This is a genomic window from Mycoplasmopsis columbinasalis (assembly GCF_900660705.1).
Lineage (GTDB): Bacteria > Bacillota_I > Bacilli_A > Mycoplasmatales > Metamycoplasmataceae > Mycoplasmopsis > Mycoplasmopsis columbinasalis.
Genome location: NZ_LR215043.1, coordinates 409585 through 427904 on the forward strand (window position 1 = coordinate 409585; position 18320 = coordinate 427904).

Below are 18320 nucleotides of genomic sequence, written 5' to 3' on the forward strand. Positions count from 1 at the left end.
TTTATCAAAATAAAATAATGAAAATGACGGTTCACTTTCGTTATTTTTTATTACTTTTCTTAACGTATTTTTAAACGGAGAACTGATGTATAAAAAATTCTATAAGTTTTTGCCAATAATTTCTTTGGCCCCTATTTCTTTAGCAATTTCATGCACCAATAATTCAGGTGACAACACAAAAGTCAACCAAAACCAAATTGTTTACAATTTAACAACTGCAAGTCCGATGAATCAATACTTTTTAGATACATCAACTGAACTAAGCAGCAGAATTAATCCAGAACAAAGCCTTGAAAAAACAGCAACTGCTGCGTCACTTGTTCGTTTGCAAACTTTATCATCACCAGAATATAATGAACAAGGTAATATTGTCAAAGCTGGTCAAGTTAAATTCAAACTAGAACTTGCTCAAGCTGTTGTGTTCACCTTCAAAGATGGTTCAACCAAAACTTTTGACAATGACCAGGCTGAAGAAAACAAGGACACAACCATTCCATACGTTTTTCAACAATCTAGCAACGTTAATTCGATAAATTCAGAAGCATTTAAAGAAGCAGCCAAAAAAGCTGTAAAAATGGAAATTAAAATTAAAGACGGTTTTTATTGATACGATGCTAATGGCGAAAAAACTCAGTACCAAGTTGTTGCTGAAGATTTTTGATATTCGTATTTAAGAACTTATTTTACAGGTTATTTCCAAAGAGCTTTCAGGGGTTTTAACGGCACACCTGCTCAAAACAACAAAACCGATAAGCTTGCCCGTAAAAGATTGAACGACCAAAACCAAAAATTCAATAGCACTTTATACACAAACGGCCAACAATTTGATATTCATAACCTTAGTCAAGAAAAATTTATTCAGTTTGACGAAAAAAAATTCACTCCTGTTAACGCCGTTAAAAATAACGCGTTAGTATTTGATGTTTTAGATACTAACCAAAGCACAGATTTTTTTGGTTTCTTTAAATTAATGCTTGCTCAGTCATTGATTTTTGCGGGTGCTCCTAGCCAAAAAATTAAGGCACTGGCAGCTGACAAAAAATATGCTTCAACTGAAGCAAACGAATATCAATATGGTCGTAGCATCATCCATGAAATCGCGCTATATTACTATGGCGTAGACACATACAAAAACAACCTATACGCTGGAGCGTATTTACCTAACGCCACAAAATCAACTGACAATGTTCTTGAACTTAAGGTGAATCCAGATTACTTGAGCAAAGGATTATTGAATCAAAATAACTTAGAGAGCATTTTAATTCGTTACGGTGTAAATGACGCAAACAAAGCGCAAAGTGACTTTCTTAATGGTTCAGAAAACAGCGTGCTTAGTTATGACAACTTAAACGAAACCAATAAAAAAGCAATCGAGTCTAACCAAAATCAATATAGTTATGTTAAATTTAGAAACTACCTCAAATCACAATCAATCGGTAATTCTGCTTTTAACATTACTCCTGCTCCACGTGACAAAAATAATCAACCAAATTATTCACAACACTTCAATGACAATTACGCTAAATTAGTTTATGGCGCATCTATCGAAGAAATTCTTCAAGGTTTCAAAGGCGATTGAGAACACTATAGTGACAGAAAATCGATTAGTAGTGGTGTTTTTGCAAACCAAAGTATTAGTTTTAGATCATTAATCAACGCTGCTATTAACTGAGATTTTGTGAAGGACAATTCACAAACATCTACTTCTAAAGCAACTGATTTATGACTTTCAAACGCGGCACCAGATGCTAATTTAGGTGGTAGCGACCAAGCCACAGCAAAATATAAAACACCACGCGATGCTAAAGATAAAATTAACTCATTAATGCCAATTGACAAAGATGGTAATTTAATTGATTTGGCAAAACTTACACCTGACAACAACAATAAAAACACATACAAATCTCTTTACTTTGCTGAAATGAAGAAAAACATCAAAGCTTTACTTGATGAATTTTATACAGCAAATAATTTAGATAGCAGCAAAGACAAAATCCAATGAACCATTTACAACACTAAAGTACTTAGTGAACAACAAAAGCAAGCCTACGCAGAAATTATTAAGTTAATTAAAGAATTGGATTCAAGATTAGAACCAAAGTTTAACTTACTCGCAAGTCAAACTGATATCAACAGAGTAATTGGCGCTGTGAACGAAACAGGTACAAATGCAATTTCACAATACATTGTGTATAACTATGAATTCGATACACTTTCACCATATTTAGACAAAATTACACACGCTATTGGTTTAAGTCCATTTGCTTTATTAAAGAAATTCGCTGATTTAAACGAAAATGATAACTTAGCTAAATCATTCCCACAACTAACTAGATTTGCAAAAGAACTTAAAAAACATCAAGAACAAGGCACCTTTAGATACAACGAAATTTACGACCCAAGTGTAGAAAACAAATTTAGACCACTTGTATGAAGTGATTTAGATAAATTTAATAGTTACGAGGAAAGAAATCTTTACTTAAGAGGTGTATATAACCCTGAATCTAAAGCATGACAAAACACTGGTTTTGGTGGCGTTGGTTACGAATGGGATGTAAAAAATAAAATCTTTTCTACCGATAACATTGTTGAACAATCAAAATATGCTCGTTGGTTTGTAGCAAATTCAACTAACGAACAATTAGTAGAATTACTTCGTGAACTCAACACCTGAAGAGCCTTTGACATTACCTTAGATAAATTCATTGATTCACACCAAAATACTGATACACTTATTACACAAAAAACACTTAAAGTTGTTATACCAGTGGATAATGTGACCTATGTACAAGATTTCGCAAAAGTTTCATAAAATTAAGAAAAAATTATTTTGGTCGGTTCCTATTTTTAAATTTTTAAACGCAATTATTATCACAATAGTAATTGTGTTTTTATTATTCTTAATTCTAAATGGGTTATTCCCTTACACTGTACCTGAACAACAACAAATTGCAACTTCGGGTTTGAGCGGCGATCTCACCATACAAAGCATAATTCAAAAAAAACACCTCGACAAGCCACTTTTTCTACGCGGTTTAATTCACATTTTGGGCTATTTTAAAGGTGAATTCGGCACACTGAGCAATTTAAATTCTCAAATTTATGGCACTAATACTGTTGCTGATACTAACATTTGAAACTATTTTGTAGAGAAAAACTCACTCACTTATTTAATTGCTTTCATTGCTTTAGTTATTTCTTTCTTTATCGGGGTTTCTTTAGGTTATTTTGCAGCAAAAAAGAGAGATACAAGTTGAGATTATATTTTGAACTTTTTTGCAATAAGTTTTCTCAATGTTTCTTTAATCATTTTAATTCCTGCGCTTATTCAGTGATTGTCTGGATATGGAATTCAAACGGATTATGTTTTAAACAAACCAAGTAGTTTGATTTTACCAACTATGTGTCTCGTGCTTATTACAATCGCTCCACTCTTGCAGGTAACTAGATCAAAAACCATTCAAGTTTTTAACACTAATTTCTATAATTTTTCTAAATCGTTGGGCTTAAATAACAGTTTTTTGTTTTGAAAAATTGTCATCCCTAACGTTTTAATTGATATTTTAAGTCTCGCACCTTTCCTTTTAATGGGGTTGTTTTCTTCTAGTATTTTTCTAGAATTTTATTTTCGCATGCCTGGTACTTGGTCATATTTCTATGCTGTAATAATTAATTATGAAAACAGTTTTACTTGCTTTTTTGTGTTTTTCATGGGGACTATTTATTCATTGAATGTAACTTTTAACGAAATTGTCAAAGTAATTTTAGATCCAAGACAAAAAGGGAGGGCAAATGAATAATCAATTCCGATTTGTTCAAACACCAAAAATTAGCAAATCACACATTGGTTATAAAACCAATAGATGAAAAACTTTTTTTAAATCGCCCTATAACATAATATTATTTGCAACATTAATATTATTTTTGACTCTTGGAATTATTGCTTTGTTTTTAGAAAATGAACCTTTCAAAAATCAAAAAACACTAAGGTTAGATGAAAACATTTTGCCTCTTGGACAAAACACATTAAAAACAATTAAATACGGAGGAGCAAAAGAAGAAAATCAAATAACTTTGGAAATTTTTGCCAATTTGCAAAAATATAATGTCCCTTATGAAATAAAAGAAACTATCTTTGGACAAAATTTGGTTTTTAGCCAATCAGACTATATCAAAGCCTTATACGGAAATCATGTTTTTCTTTTTGGTACAGATTCCTTCGGAAAAGATGTCTTTGTTGATTCTTTACAACAATTTATTATTTCTGTAGGAATTTCAGCAGGAATTTTTAGTGTTGAATTAATTTTTGGCTTATACATAGGAATTTACCTTGCTTGAAAAACACAGAATCCGTTTACTAAAATCTCTTTAAAAATGATGAATGTTTTATTGGCGATACCAGACATTATTATGATGATTGTTGTGGTTGTTTTTATACGTAACATTTATTTCATTTATATCTTTGTCTTTTTAACAGGTTTAATTAGAATGATTTACTGGGCTTATCAATACAGCTTGCAAGAACTAAATAGCAATTTTATTGATGCCTTATGAAGTCAAAATGTTTCGTTACATAGAATAATCTACAAACATATCACTTTTAGAATTCTTGGTCGTATACTAATTTTGTTCATTAGAAGAATCGGTTATATTATTTTTCTTATTGCTACTCTAGATTTTATTGGCGTTCCGATTTCTTATAACGTGGCGATTACTCTCAAGAACAATTGAGTCGACAGAGACTTAAATCCTGCTAAAATTATTTTTCCTACCTTATTTTTATTTGTGTTTCTTGTTGATTTGCAATTTTTAGCAATTAGAATAGCAAAAGTCTTAGACAACTTTAAACAGTAAAGGAGCCAAATGGTTACATTTGAACACAAATTTTTTCAATATCAAGATATCAAACTTGAATATGTTGAATATCTAAATAAAAACAGCAACCAAAACATTTTACTTGTGCATGGTTTTAGTTCTGACTATACGCATTTTGAAAAATTTATTGATGAATTTGCTAATTTCAATATTTTTTCAATTAGTATGCCGGCACACGGAAATAGTGAAGGCAAACAAGAGTTAATGACTGAAATTGTTTGTATGGATATCCTAATTAAATTTATTGAAACATTAAATTTAAACAATTTAATAATCATTGGACATTCAATGGGAGGCGGCATCACAATGATGGCTTTGCCCAACATTGTGAATCGAGTATCAAAAATTATTCTAATTGGACCGCAAAATCGCACTTCCCTAAGTAGAGTTGAGGCATTTAAAGAGACATTTTTCCCGCGCAATGTTGAAGAATATAAAAAACTAGTTAAATTACTTTACTTTGAACCCAACAAAATTATCAACAATGTAAATTTGATGAACACTCTAGATCACTATTTTAAAAATAACAAGGAAAAATTAGATTTAGTATATCAACTTGGTGATAATTTGCCCGACTTAAAGAACTTTGATCTTATGGACAAAGGGAACGAGTTATGAAAAAACAAACCAATTCTTCTTGTTTATGGTGAGGCTGATGGAATTATAGATCTTGCTAAAATCGAAGCATATTTTGAAGAAAGATTCACAAAACTGCAAATTTTAAAAGTTTCGAAAGCGGGTCATTCTCCTTGAATTGAAAATTATCAAGAGTTTATTTCTCCATTCAAAAAATTCATTAATGAATAAGTTAATGAAAGTTAAATTTTTCAACAAATAGCAAAAAAACACTCAATGAAGCGAGTGTTTTTTTATATTTATAAATTAGAATCACATTCTATTTTTTGTTTGCAATTGTTTCTTCAATTAGTTCCCAAAAACCAGCTTTAGTGTTGCCAGTGAATTTTACTAAGTTCAAGGATTTTAATATTTGCATATGGTACTTTACACCAGCAACACTCAAATTTATTTTTTTGGCTATTTCAGACATTTTGATATTTTTGTCACCTTGAATCAATTTTAAAATTTCAATTTGAGCTGGGAATAATTTAAATCTTTCTAAATTCGATAAGTTCGAAATGTTTTCTGTTGTAGATTTGTTTAAATTGATCTCTTTTGTATGTTTTGTTTGTGCGTAAGGGTGAATTTTGACAGTAACTTGAGTAAAATTCGCGTCTCCGTCACCTTGAATATCAAAAAGTAATTGAGGTGAGCTATTTTTTTCTAAAGCTTTTTTAGCTTTCGCGACACCAGCACCATGAGTTTCCACAAAATTCAATAATTTTAAAGATTCTTTTAGTTCAGGATTTCTATAAGTTGCTGACGAATAAATATCTCTTGAAGTATTTAATTTATCCAAAGTCACAGGTAAAAGTGGTTTGTTTGGGTTGAAAAACACGACTGAATCTTCATTCCAAAAGATTCTGACATTTTCGTTGCGAGCATAATCTTTATGATAAAGTGCATTGACAGCAAGTTCTCTCAACACAGACAATGGATAATTGTAAATTCCTTTTGTGGCAAAATTATCTTCTACATTTTCTGACAATTTTTCAATGTTACTACTAAAAAAATCGTTTAAATCGTCTATTTGTTTCAATAAATTCCCGTCAAGTATTCTATCGTTATAACCATCTTTGACTTTGTCATAAATCATCAAAGCAGTATAAGCACCAGGTATAAATTTTTTTGGCTTGTCAGTAAACATCAAAACTGCGAAATTTGTAATTCTAGATTTTTCAGTTAAGTTCTTTTCGTTCGATAACTTAAGCTCCTTAACAAGTTGGAAAAGCTTTGTTTTTTCAAACACCCGTCCAGGATGTATTCGTCTTAAATACTCTAAAATTAACAAAATGTTTAAATCAGAAACTTTTGCAGTGGCATTACTTTGACTTAAAAAAGTTAATCTTGAAAATTTTCAAGTTAACTCTTGAAATTGTTCCGGTGTACAAGTCTTAGAATCAGTGTCGTATCTAACATAAACTTTAGCTGGCAAATTTATCGATTTATCCTTTTGTGCTAAATCTGAGGTGATGTATGGACCATTTTCATTTTGGTGTCTAGGAATAACCACGGCAATTACTAAACTTTTTTTATACGATAAAGTAACCAATAAATAATTGATTCGAGGATGAATATTAGTTAAAAGATTTTTGATTTTGTTTCTTTCAGTTTCCAGGAATTTTGGGTTAATGCCATAAATTGGTTTTTTTGGAACAGCTTTTGAACCATCAACTTCATTTTGTTCTTGAACACCAAAAATTAAATAACTCGCATCATTATTCATTATGTTATTAGCAAAAGCACAAGCAACTTTAATTATTTTATCTTTTTGCTGTGTTGATTTTTTATATTCCAAATAACTTGATTCTGGTTCTGATTTATCTAAAAAATCATAAACAGCAATTAACGCTTCTTTTTCACTCATATTCTCCCTTTTTAATATTTATATTATATATAAATAAAAAATGATTGGTATAGGATTGGTATAGGATTGGTATAGGATTGGTATAGGATTGGTATAGGATTGGTATAGGATTGGTATAGGATTGGTATAGGATTGGTATAGGATTGGTATAGGATTGGTATAGGATTGGTATAGGATTGGTATAGGATTGGTATAGGATTGGTATAGGATTGGTATAGTGCCAGTTTTACAAAAGAACAAAAATAAAAAATCACTTTTGCAGTGATTTTTGTCAAAACTTATTTCTTTTGGTCTTTTTGTTTTTGTTGGCTTTTTGCAAATCTTTGGTTGAATTTGTCAATCATACCAGTTGCTTTTTGTTTGGTTTTGTCACCAGTATAAACAACATGGCAACCTGAACAAACATCGACTGTGAATTGTTTCTTTGTTGATTTAAATTCGAATTTTTTACCGCAAGTTTGGCAAGTAACTTTAACATCAAAATATTGTGGGTGTAAATCTTTTTTCATACATCACTCCTATTATTTTGAGTAGAACTCGATCACGTAGTTTTCTTTGATTTCTGCGTGAAGTTCGTTTCTTTCAGGTAATCTGTCGAATTTAAATGTGAATTTTTCACGATCTAATGTAAGTCATGGTGATGTTGTTTTGCTTTCAAGTGACTTTGCAACTTCAGCATTTTTGTGTGATTTTACTTTTAAAGTAACCACGCTGCCAACATTAATGTGCATTGATGGAATGTTTGCTTTGTGACCATCAACTTCAAAGTGTCCGTGTGCTACAAGTTGTTTTGCTTGTCTTCTTGTTTGCGCAAGACCTGAACGGTAAACCAAGTTGTCTAAACGACTTTCTAATAATTGAAGCAAAATTGTACCGTTAACACCTTTTTGTTTGGTTGCACGAACATAATATTTCTTCATTTGTTTTTCACTTAATCCATAAGTGAATTTAACTTTTTGTTTTTCGTAAAGGTGAAGACCATAGTCAGATAATTTCACACGTTTGTTACCGTGTTGACCAGGTGCGTAACTTCTTTTTTTACCTTTTGCGAACTCTTTACCAGTTTCCAGAATTGAAAAACCATATCTTCTTGATTTCTTAAAAACAGGTCCTAAGTATCTCATGTAAACCTCTTTCTGCATAAAACATCAAGAGTAATGTTCCCTAAATAAGTAATAATTTTTTAATGATTTCGGTTTGCAGCTAACCTACTTTCAACTCAAAAAGAAACAAATATTAGGTTTATTTATGAACATCTGCTGTAATATGCGTAGCATATTATAGCGTAAATGTGTAATTTGAATTTTGTTTATTTTAAAAGGAAATAAAAAACTACATAAATGTAGTTTAGCTGACAAAATTTGTTTTGATCTGGTGCCGAATACAAGAATCGAACTTGCGATTAATGATTACGAGTCATTTGTTATACCACTTAACTAATCCGGCTAGTAAAATGTTTTAATATTTTACTATATCTTTTTCTTATTTTGAAACTGCCAGAATTGTTGTCTTCTTGCCTTTTTTAATAATTGCAAACTTGCCTTCACCAAGCTTGGTTTCATACAAGGATGTTTCATCAAAAGGCATGCCATTGATTTTTAACGATTTTGTTTGAATAAATTCTCTCGCTTCGCGCTTTGATTGAATGTGTTTAGCAGCAATTAAAGTGTCAACTGTATTAGCTCCGACTTCAATTTCAACAACAGGTAAATAGTTTTTGAGCTCTTCAAATTCGTCAAGGGAAAGGTTTAAATCGCTAATGTTTTGTTTATAAATTAAACTTGTAATTTTTTGCGCAAATTTCACACCTTGGGCACCAAAAATATCTTTAGTAACTTGTTGCGCTAATGTTTTTTGTAACAAGTGCAATTTTGGGTTTTGATAATGTTTTGAAATTACTTGTTCAATTTTTTCTTTTGGTAAAAAAGTCAACCATTTAATTAATTTTTCGCTCGTTGCGTCTGATTGGTTAAATAAATATTGGTAAAAGCGATATGGCGAACACATTTTTGGGTCGAGCCAAAGCGCACCGCCGCCAGTAGATTTTCCAATTTTATTACCGTTTTCGTCAGTTAACAAGTCCATTGTGATGCCAACAGCTTGATGGTTATCACCATAAACGCGGTTTATCATATCGAGACCAGTCACAATATTGCCTCATTGGTCGCTACCGCCTAATTGGATACAAACGTTTTTTTGTTTGTAAAGAGTTAAAAAGTCGTAACCTTGCAATAAAGTATAAGAAAACTCAGTGAAAGACAATCCTCTTTCTAAACAATTAACAATAGAGTCTCTACTTAAGATTGACGCAACATTAATTAATTTACCTGCATCTCGTAAAAACTCTAAGATGTTTATGTTTCTGTAAAAAGAATAATTGTCAATAACTTTGAGACCTTGTTTTCTAAGTTGGTTTTTTATTGCGTTTTTATTTGTGACAACCGCCTGATTATCTAGCAAAACCCTTTCTTTGTCCTTGAATGAGGGATCCCCAATCATTCCAGTTGCACCACCAACAATGGCATAAACATTGAAACCAGCTTTTTTAAATCTTTTTAAAACAGAAATTAAAATGTAATTACCTAAGTGCAAACTTAAAGCTGTTGGATCAAAACCACAATAAATGCCAGTTTCTCCAGGAATTAATTTTTTAAATTTTTCTTCGTTACTAATCTGCTTGAGAATTCCTCTTCATTTTAATTCATCTAAAATGTTCATAAAATCCTTACTCTTTTTCAAAGTTTCCTAACAATGAATAAATATCTTGTGATTGTCAAAATGCGTCAATTACATTTTGTTGGTTTAAATAATCGTTAAATTTTTGGTTGAATAGAAGGTTATTCTCTTTTTGTAAACCTAAACTATAAGCACTTGCTAACATACCAGCACTTTTTGCATCTAAGATAGTACCTTCTGAAATTCGGTCATTATTCGCAGTAATTGATCCACTTAAGAAAAATAAGAAATACTTGTTTTCTAAAGTGAAATCTGTGTTAGTGATTATTTGTTTACGAAAACCATTGAAGTCCACATCTAAAACAAAAAGATTTTTGCTTTTAGGATGGGTAGTTCTACTAATGATTTTGCCGTAAGCAATTAGTTTTTTTGAGTTTAAGATATACCGTTTATTAGTTGAAGCTAACAAGCTTTTTAATTTGTTTGTGTTTTCTTCTCTTAAAACAATGTTTTTGTTAAAAGTTAAAATATCAAAATTAAAAAAATTTACTTGTTTGATATTTAAATTTTTGTCGTAAAGGACACTAAAATCTTTGTAGTCATCAACGAAAGTGTCTTGTACATTAGAATCTAAAATTACGGTTGAAGTGTCTTTAAAATTGTTTCTTAAATCAAAAAATATCATAAAAAGAATTATATATTTATTTATATATAATATCAGTATGAAATATGCAATAGTAGTTGACTCCGCTAGCTCTTTAACTAAAGACGAAGCTGAAAAATTAGGGTGATATTTTTTGCCTCTGCACATAACAATTAATAATATTGAGTATGAAGATGGAGTTCAAATAACTTCAAAAAACTTATTTGAAAAGTTCACTTTAGACAAGGAAGTAAAAACTTCTTCTGTTAATTTAGGAGAAGCTGAAAATTTATTTATAGAACTATCAAAAGAATACGACAAGATCTTTGTTTATCCTATTTCTAAACATCTTTCAGGTTGTTGTCAATCTTTAACTATTTTGGCAGAGCAATTTCCCAAAGTAAGAGTTATACAATCCGTTGAAATTGTTGAACTTATTTTGCTTGACCTATTTTGGTTGGAAAACCAAATTAAAAAAGATGAAACAAAAATCGATGAATATATTAAATTCATAGAAAATGGTGGATGAAGAAAGTCAGTTACTCTTATTCCTAAATACAACAAATATCTTGTAAAAGGCGGAAGACTTCATCCTGCTGCTGCATTAGTTGCTAAACTCTTAAATATAGTACCTTTAATTGCTTTTGAAGATGGACAACTTCTAAAAGAAGGTGTTGGAAGAATCTTTAAAAAATCAATCTTAAAAAACATAGAAAAGAAAAAGGAATTTTTAAAAGCAAACGAAACAAATGAATTTTTAGTTGCTTACTTACATTCAAACGCAACAGAAGATGACCAAAGAGATATTCAAAACAAGTTTGAAGAAGTTTTTGGTGAAAAAGTTATAAAGCGTTTTATTTCTCCTGTTGTTTCAATACATACGGGACCAGAATCGTATGTTGGAATAGTTATGGAAATAGATAAGGAAACAAAAAACAAATTTCTTGATTACATAAAAGAAAAACAATAATCACAATCTCTTCATTAAATGGAGAGGTTTTTTTATAAATTAAATAAAAAAACTAGAACATGAAGATCTAGTTAGAAATGTTTTATTGAAATTTATTTTCTTATAGGGCAAACTATTTGCTTGCAATTTTCGTTTGACTTTGACAAAAGCAATATTTTTGAGGCACTTTGATCTAATAGAATAATTACATCATTATCAAAAACAGAAAGAGCATCTTTTAAATAGTTGTAATTTATATCAAAAATTAATGTTTTAGGTCCTTCGAAATATACTTGGTTAGTTCTAACAACAGATGTTCCTATTTCTGAGTTTTGCATTGATACAGTTAAACTTGATTTATCAAAACTTAATTCAAGAGCGCTCGTTGAATAAGAACTAAATACATACGCTCTGTTTAACATATCCATTAATATTTGTTTATTAATAATAATTTTGTATTTGATTTCATCAGTTGTAAAAAGGTAATCTAAATTTGGATAAGTTACATCACTTTTTCTTACAGTTATAACAGTGTTTTTATATTCCACACCAAATTTAATATTATTAAAAAATATTTTCATTTTTTTGTTTGCATCTTGCGGAATCAAATCTTTTACAAGGTCAGCGTTTATTGAAATATCAATTTCGTCGTTTGTTATTTCTTCGCCCGCAGTTACTAAATATTTTGCGAGACGATATCTATCAGTTGCAACTAAATTAATTGTATTTTTAAAAAATTTTAAATTTATACATTTAAAAATATTATCGTTGTTGTTTGTTGCGGCAAATCTAACAGATTGAATGGCTTTTTTGAATTCATCGCGGTCAATTTCAATTTCAACCGTTTTAACAACATTTTCTATTTGATTAAAAATTTTTTGATCGTTTTTTGTAATTGTGTAACGGCTTTCCGGCGAAATTACTTCAATTATTCCGTTTTCGTCGTTTATTTCAATTGTTCCTGTTGTTTTTTTAACAACATTTTTAAAAATTGCCGCAGTGATTAGAAATTCACCTTGTTCTGAAACAAAAACATTGGTGTTGTCGACTTCAATTTTTTTGACGATAGAAAAATACTCGTTGTATGCCTGTAATTCAATTTCATTTTGTTTCACTTTGAACAAAATTGATCTTAGCGCGTAGTTTTCACTAACCGAATTTGTGTATTTTGAAACGGTTTCTGTACTTTCTTCCAAAATTTTTTTGTTGATAGTAAATTTCATCTCTCTCCCTTTTGAATTGTTTCTTTTTCTTTTGATTGTCAAAAGAAGATGTTTTTATAAATATAAAATGTCAAATTGTTAAAAACCAATAACTTTTGTTAAAAAACTCGTAAATATTTGACAAAAGTGTTTGTTAATTAAGAGTTTTTTAACAATTGTTCGTTTATAGTGTTAATTACCTCTTGGAACAAACTTTGTTCACTTTCGATATCTTTTTCCATTTTTTCTATCACATATATAACAGATGAATGGTTCTTATTGAAAATAGTTCCAATTTTTTGCAAAGGCACATCTAATTCTTTTCTTATCATATACATTGCAACATGTCTTGCATTATTTATGTCTTTTCTTCTTTTTCTACCTAAAACATCCTTCTTTTGAACTTTATAGTATTGACAAGCGTTGAGGATAATGTTTTCAGGTGTGTAATTTTCAATTTTTCTCTTCTCTAGTTCTGAATAAACTTCTTTTATATCGTCTTTTGAGATGGTTGTTTCTGGCTCTCTGTAAAACAAATTGTTTCTTTGTAAGAGTTTAAAATTCGCATTGTCAATTGCTCCTATCAAACTTCTTATGCTATCAGATTGGTGCGCAACAACATAATCAATTGCATCTTGTTCTCAAAGTGATTTATCAAGATTTTTTTGTTCAATAATAAAATAAATCAATTTTTCGATATCTTTTTTTGTTGGTTTATCCAATTCAATTTCAATTGCAAGTCGTAATCGAGAAAACAAATTGTCGGCAAAAACATTTTTAAACAAAGCAATGTTTCTATCAGTTGCGAACATAGTGTGTTTTTTTAAATTGATACGAGCATCAAATACATCAAACAAAAAATCAATTGTTGCTCTTTTGTTTCCATCGCTAAAAACTTGAAAATCATCAAAGATCAACAAATCAACAGAAATTAGTTTTTCACGAATCTTTTTTAATTTTGTCTGATTGTTGGTTTGCAAAAGCAATTGAATTTCAGTTGAAAAGTATTTAGGGGTAAAAAGAGAAACAGATTTTTCATTTTCAAGCATTTCGTTAGCTAATGCGTATAAAAAGTGTGTTTTACCAAAGCCCGGTTTACCAAAAATAACAACCACTGGATAAGTTTTATCACCTTCGATAATAAGGTTCTTCACGCTCATTAAATTTTGATTAAAACTACAAAACAAGTAATTTTGAAAAGTATATTGATCTTGATGTTTAAATTCAATAATTATTTCATCTTGATAACTTTCATTTTCTTGGTGGTTTAAGTTATCTCGAAATTTTTGTTCGTTAGTTTTTTTTATCGATTCTTCCAGAAAAGAAGGGTTTGTTGACGTTTTGATTCTCCAGTCAAATCAGAAGCTGTTGGTTCGTAAATCTCTTTATCTATAGGTAGTTTAACTTGTGCAGTTACAACACTTTCTTTGTTATTTTTTTCGCATTTATAAACAATTGTATTTACGTTAGAGTCTAAAATTTTGTTCAAAACACGAATAATTAGCGATTTTTTCTTTTTTAGCCAGCTTTCGGCTATTTCTTTTTCTAATTTTGTCAGAAAGGTAACTACACCATCTTTGAATTTAAGGATGATCATTTTGCTGTAAAAATTTTTGTTAGCAAGAGTATCATCATTTTTTTTCATCTCGTTTTTGAACATTTCATTGACAGAAGCAAAAATTTCAAAATTAAATGTGTCAAAGTTATTGTTGTTCATATATAAAATAATATTTTATTTTTAGTTTCTAAGAAACCAAAAGTTACCCAAAAACACAGGGTAAAGAGGGGTTGAAATCAAAAAAATAATGAATAAAAATATCTTTATAATTTTGTTATGACAGAACAAGAGTTAAAAGTGACAGGAAGATTCACAAAAATTTTTAAAGGCGGTCCTGATTTTAATTGGGCGTACACGCTTGCATTGTTTTCAACAAAAAAACAAACTTATTTGGTTTATATGAATAAAGAAGTTTTTGAAATCGGAAACTATTATGACCTTGTGTTACGCAAAAATGAAAATTATGACTCATACGTTCTTGTTCAAATTTCGCAACCACAACTTACAACCGAAATGATTAATGAACTCGTAATCGAAAAAGTTCAAGGTTTTACTAAAAAGTCGCTTGAAAAAATTATTGAAAAATATGGTGAAGAATGATACAAAGTGGCTGAGAAACACAATTATTTTGAAAAAGATTTAGTGATAAAAACTCCAAGCAGAAAGAAAAGTCTCAAAGAATTTTTATCAACTTTCGAAAATGAAACCTATAAATTTTTTCTCAGACAGCATTTGATAATTTATTACGAAAATTTAAAAGAATTCTTTAAAAAAAGCGATTTTTTATTAGAGTTGACTCAATTAAACGTTTATAAATTTTATTTTGAATTAGGTTGGCATTTTTATGATGTACACCGTTTTGCCTTAGCTTTATACAAGCCTGACGAAAATATAATTCAACGAACTTGAATGACAAAAAGTTTGATTCTAAAATATTTTGAAGAACAATACACATCAAACAGTACATTTTTTAAATATGAACCATATAAGATTTTTCAAAAAATTAAAAGAGAATGGCCAGGCGCTAGAGTTGAATATGTGACCGATATTTTAGATGTGATGTTAGAAACAAAGGAATTAATTTATTTTGATGCTTTAGATAGAATATGCACAGCAGAAATGTATAAAAAAAATCTGTATATTTTGCAAAAAGTTTTTTTATTAAAATCTAACAAAACATTACCACTTATTTATAATAAAAAATCATCAATCAAATGGTCTGAGAAACAGCAGAAAGCTTATTTAGAAGCTTTGCAAAGCGGGTTTTACATTATTTCTGGTTTTCCAGGAACAGGCAAATCATATTTAATTGAACACATTTACAAGAGTTTTATCGAATCAAATGTTTATAAAAAAGATTCGGTGGCAATTCTAGCCCCAACAGGAAAAGCAACTGCGAATATAAGAACAAAAACAAAAGTGACAGCACAAACGATTCATAGTTACTTCAAAATTGACCACGAATTTGCCAAAAACTTTGATTCCATACCTGAGTCTGATAAAACAAGAGTTTTAATTATTGATGAGTTTTCAATGGTGAATGTTGATTTGTTCTATACTATTTTGTTGAAGTGTCCTAACTTAGAACGTTTAATTTTGGTTGGTGATAGTAATCAGCTTCCTTGCATTGGACCAGGTAATTTGCTGGAAGAATTTATGGAAGCAAAAGACATTGACAAAATCTACTTAACAGAAATTTTTCGTACGGAATTCAAGGATATAAGCGATAACTTTGTAGCTGTGCAAGGAAAAAATTACCCAATTATGCAATCTGAACATATATTTTTTCACGAAACAAATCTAGCTACTTTTTATGAAAATTTCCCATTAATGTATGAAAAGTTAAGAGAAATTTACGAGATTGATGATATTGCGATTTTAATTCCTACTAATGAAATCATTAATCAAACAAACAAAATCATTCAACAGTACCGTTTAGAAAAGCACGAAACACAAGATATTGGTATTGCTAAAATTCACAAAAACGAGAAATTGTATATAGGCGACAAAATTATTTGTGTGATTAACAAACCATCAGAAAATATAGTTAACGGAGAAACTGGTGAATTTATCGGAATTGATGGTGGAAATTACGTTTTTTCAATCAATAATGGCGAAAAAATTCTGAAACTAAATCAAAAAACAACAACCGAAACAATAAAATTAGCATACGCTACCACCGTACATAAATTTCAAGGGTCAGAATCAAAAGTAGTTGTTTTTTGTGCGTTTGCTGAAGTGGAATATATGTTAACTAATCGTTTGATTTATACCGCTGTTTCGCGAGCTCAAGAAAAACTTATAATTCTAGGTAGTGAACATCACTATTTAAGTGGCATTCGTAACTCTGATGAACACATCGAGACTATAATGAGTTATTTATTAAACACAAGGCAGGAAAAATGAAATTAATCGTAGGTCTGGGCAACCCAGGAACTTTGTATGAGTTTAATCGACACAATGCGGGTTATTTGGTGGTGGATAAACTTTTGGAAAGATTAAACCTAAAACTTAACAAAGAAAAATTCAACGGGCGATACGTAATTGGCGACGATGTTATTATTGCAAAACCAGAAACATACATGAATAGGTCTGGCTTTTTTGTTCAAAATTTGCTTAATTTTTACAAAATTGATTCAACAAATTTAATGGTTATTTATGACGACAAAGATTTTGAATTGGGGCAAGCAGCAATTAAGATTGGTGGTAGTTCTGCGGGACACAACGGAATCCAAAGCATAGTTGACCAATTAGGTAAAAATGATTTTAAACGTATGCGTATAGGTATTGGTAGAAGTGATGTTATACCATTAAGAGATTATGTTTTGCAAAATTTTAAACAAGAGGAAATTAGTGATTTTGAAACCGTGGCAAACATCGCGTGCGATGCAGCGATTCAGTTTATTTATAACGATATCAACCAAGTAATGGAAAAATTTAATGCTTTACGAAGAAAGAAAAATCCTACTGGGAATTAGCGGTGGTCCTGATTCGATGTATTTGCTCTCTTGAGCTATGTCACAGTATGATTCGTCAAATTTAATTGTTTGTACAGTGAATTATAATGTTCGTAAGGATAGTTTCAAAGATGTTGAAATAGTGCGTAAATTTTGTGAGAAACACAAAATTTCATTTTTTGATAAGCAAATTTTTACGTCCAAAGAAGAGAGATATTACAACACGAATTTTGAAAACCAAGCGCGGGAAGACAGGTTGGATTTTTTTTACGAAATCTATAAAAAATTTAATTGTGAAATGCTCTTACTCGGGCACCATAAGGATGATTTTTTAGAAACAGCATTAATGCAACAAAACGCAAAGAAAAAAAGGTTTTATTACGGCATTAAAGAAAAATCAATTTTGCGTAATATGCTAGTTTATAGACCTTTTCTAAAAATGTATTTTAAAAATGAACTTTTAGAACTGTGTGAAAAAAATCAAATTAATTACGCTACGGACGAGACGAATTTTTTACCAATTACCACCAGAAACAAAATTCGGTTAGAACTAACCAAACTAAGTAACAATCAAAAACAAAAAATTATTGATGAAATAAACGAATTAAACAAAAAAAACCAAATTGTGAATGAAGAAATTTTTAGAATTTTTGCAAAATGAGAAAGTAGCGAGTTTGACCAAGATGAATTTAAAAAATTAGAATACAAAACTGAACTTATTTACATTTTTATCAACACTTATTTTCAAACCATAAAACTTTCAAGCGGAAAAATTAACAATTTAGTTGCTTTTGTACTTTCGAACAACAGGACAAATAGTTTTCTTTTAAAAGATAAAGTTTTTTTACACAAAAAAAGAGGAAAACTACTTAAACCAAAAACAAAATAAATATCACTCTCATCTCGAGAGTGCTAAATTTTTGTTATGTTATATAATTTTTTTATTTATTCTTACATACTAAAGAAGGGAGAAGG

At 29.8% G+C, this 18320-nt stretch carries 16 protein-coding genes and 1 tRNA gene; 8 read left to right on the plus strand and 9 right to left on the minus strand.

The genetic code is table 4. The features are described from left to right. The first annotated feature begins 85 nt into the window (after window positions 1-85). Genes EXC55_RS01650 through EXC55_RS01665 form a run of 4 tightly spaced genes read left to right on the plus strand, consistent with a single transcriptional unit; the run spans window position 86 to window position 5682 of the window. Entirely contained in the window at window positions 86-2812 is a 2727-nt protein-coding gene (locus EXC55_RS01650) for an OppA family ABC transporter substrate-binding lipoprotein (protein WP_129622957.1), read from the plus strand. Next, window positions 2784-3800: an ABC transporter permease subunit gene (locus tag EXC55_RS01655; RefSeq protein ID WP_165001862.1), complete on the plus strand. Its 1017-nt coding sequence runs from the start codon at window positions 2784-2786 to the stop codon at window positions 3798-3800. The genes EXC55_RS01650 and EXC55_RS01655 overlap by 29 nt, the downstream gene beginning before the upstream one ends. Then, window positions 3793-4854: an ABC transporter permease subunit gene (locus tag EXC55_RS01660; RefSeq protein ID WP_129622959.1), complete on the plus strand. Its 1062-nt coding sequence runs from the start codon at window positions 3793-3795 to the stop codon at window positions 4852-4854. The genes EXC55_RS01655 and EXC55_RS01660 overlap by 8 nt, the downstream gene beginning before the upstream one ends. Window positions 4855-4863: 9 nt before the next feature. Next, window positions 4864-5682: an alpha/beta fold hydrolase gene (locus EXC55_RS01665; RefSeq protein ID WP_129622960.1), complete on the plus strand. Its 819-nt coding sequence runs from the start codon at window positions 4864-4866 to the stop codon at window positions 5680-5682. An 88-nt stretch (window positions 5683-5770) separates the two neighbouring features. Here EXC55_RS01665 and EXC55_RS01670 read toward each other — a convergent pair whose 3' ends face one another. The 6 genes from EXC55_RS01670 to tapR all read right to left on the minus strand — a co-directional run bounded on the left by EXC55_RS01670 (window position 5771) and on the right by tapR (window position 10721). After that, window positions 5771-7360 carry an RNA-binding domain-containing protein gene (locus EXC55_RS01670; RefSeq protein WP_129622961.1) on the minus strand — a complete coding sequence of 530 codons (1590 nt, stop codon included), beginning with the start codon at window positions 7358-7360 and terminating at the stop codon, window positions 5771-5773. Between the two features lie 278 nt (window positions 7361-7638). Continuing rightward, window positions 7639-7869, minus strand: a complete 231-nt coding sequence (rpmE, locus tag EXC55_RS01675; protein ID WP_129622962.1) for a 50S ribosomal protein L31 — start codon at window positions 7867-7869, stop codon at window positions 7639-7641. Between the two features lie 12 nt (window positions 7870-7881). After that, window positions 7882-8484 carry a 30S ribosomal protein S4 gene (gene rpsD, locus EXC55_RS01680; protein WP_129622963.1) on the minus strand — a complete coding sequence of 201 codons (603 nt, stop codon included), beginning with the start codon at window positions 8482-8484 and terminating at the stop codon, window positions 7882-7884. Window positions 8485-8732: 248 nt separating this feature from the next. Beyond that, window positions 8733-8806: transfer RNA gene (locus EXC55_RS01685), tRNA-Thr, on the minus strand. Between the two features lie 36 nt (window positions 8807-8842). Beyond that, complete coding sequence (gene tyrS / locus EXC55_RS01690) at window positions 8843-10078, minus strand: tyrosine--tRNA ligase (RefSeq protein WP_129622964.1); 1236 nt, start codon at window positions 10076-10078, stop codon at window positions 8843-8845. A 7-nt stretch (window positions 10079-10085) separates the two neighbouring features. Further along, window positions 10086-10721: a TyrS-associated PheT N-terminal domain-related protein TapR gene (gene tapR / locus EXC55_RS01695; RefSeq protein WP_165001863.1), complete on the minus strand. Its 636-nt coding sequence runs from the start codon at window positions 10719-10721 to the stop codon at window positions 10086-10088. Window positions 10722-10758: 37 nt separating this feature from the next. Between tapR and EXC55_RS01700 the strand changes: the two genes are divergently transcribed. After that, window positions 10759-11649 carry a DegV family protein gene (locus tag EXC55_RS01700; RefSeq protein ID WP_129622966.1) on the plus strand — a complete coding sequence of 297 codons (891 nt, stop codon included), beginning with the start codon at window positions 10759-10761 and terminating at the stop codon, window positions 11647-11649. A 92-nt stretch (window positions 11650-11741) separates the two neighbouring features. Here EXC55_RS01700 and EXC55_RS01705 read toward each other — a convergent pair whose 3' ends face one another. The 3 genes from EXC55_RS01705 to EXC55_RS01715 all read right to left on the minus strand — a co-directional run bounded on the left by EXC55_RS01705 (window position 11742) and on the right by EXC55_RS01715 (window position 14547). Further along, window positions 11742-12851 (minus strand): DNA polymerase III subunit beta, encoded by a 1110-nt coding sequence (locus EXC55_RS01705; RefSeq protein WP_129622967.1) that lies wholly within the window; start codon window positions 12849-12851, stop codon window positions 11742-11744. A 137-nt stretch (window positions 12852-12988) separates the two neighbouring features. Further along, complete coding sequence (locus tag EXC55_RS01710) at window positions 12989-14209, minus strand: helix-turn-helix domain-containing protein (protein WP_318024545.1); 1221 nt, start codon at window positions 14207-14209, stop codon at window positions 12989-12991. Then, window positions 14134-14547: a hypothetical protein gene (locus tag EXC55_RS01715; protein ID WP_129622969.1), complete on the minus strand. Its 414-nt coding sequence runs from the start codon at window positions 14545-14547 to the stop codon at window positions 14134-14136. Before EXC55_RS01715 ends, EXC55_RS01710 begins: the two co-directional genes overlap by 76 nt. A 240-nt stretch (window positions 14548-14787) precedes the next feature. On the opposite strand from EXC55_RS01715, the gene EXC55_RS01720 reads away from it, so the two are divergent. The 3 genes from EXC55_RS01720 to tilS are packed head-to-tail and all read left to right on the plus strand — an operon-like array spanning window position 14788 to window position 18234. Next, a complete protein-coding gene (locus EXC55_RS01720; RefSeq protein ID WP_165001865.1) occupies window positions 14788-16800 on the plus strand; it encodes an ATP-dependent DNA helicase in 2013 nt (670 codons plus the stop codon). Beyond that, window positions 16791-17366 carry an aminoacyl-tRNA hydrolase gene (gene pth, locus EXC55_RS01725; protein WP_129622971.1) on the plus strand — a complete coding sequence of 192 codons (576 nt, stop codon included), beginning with the start codon at window positions 16791-16793 and terminating at the stop codon, window positions 17364-17366. Before EXC55_RS01720 ends, pth begins: the two co-directional genes overlap by 10 nt. Beyond that, entirely contained in the window at window positions 17329-18234 is a 906-nt protein-coding gene (gene tilS / locus EXC55_RS01730) for a tRNA lysidine(34) synthetase TilS (protein WP_129622972.1), read from the plus strand. The genes pth and tilS overlap by 38 nt, the downstream gene beginning before the upstream one ends. Window positions 18235-18320: the final 86 nt, after the last annotated feature.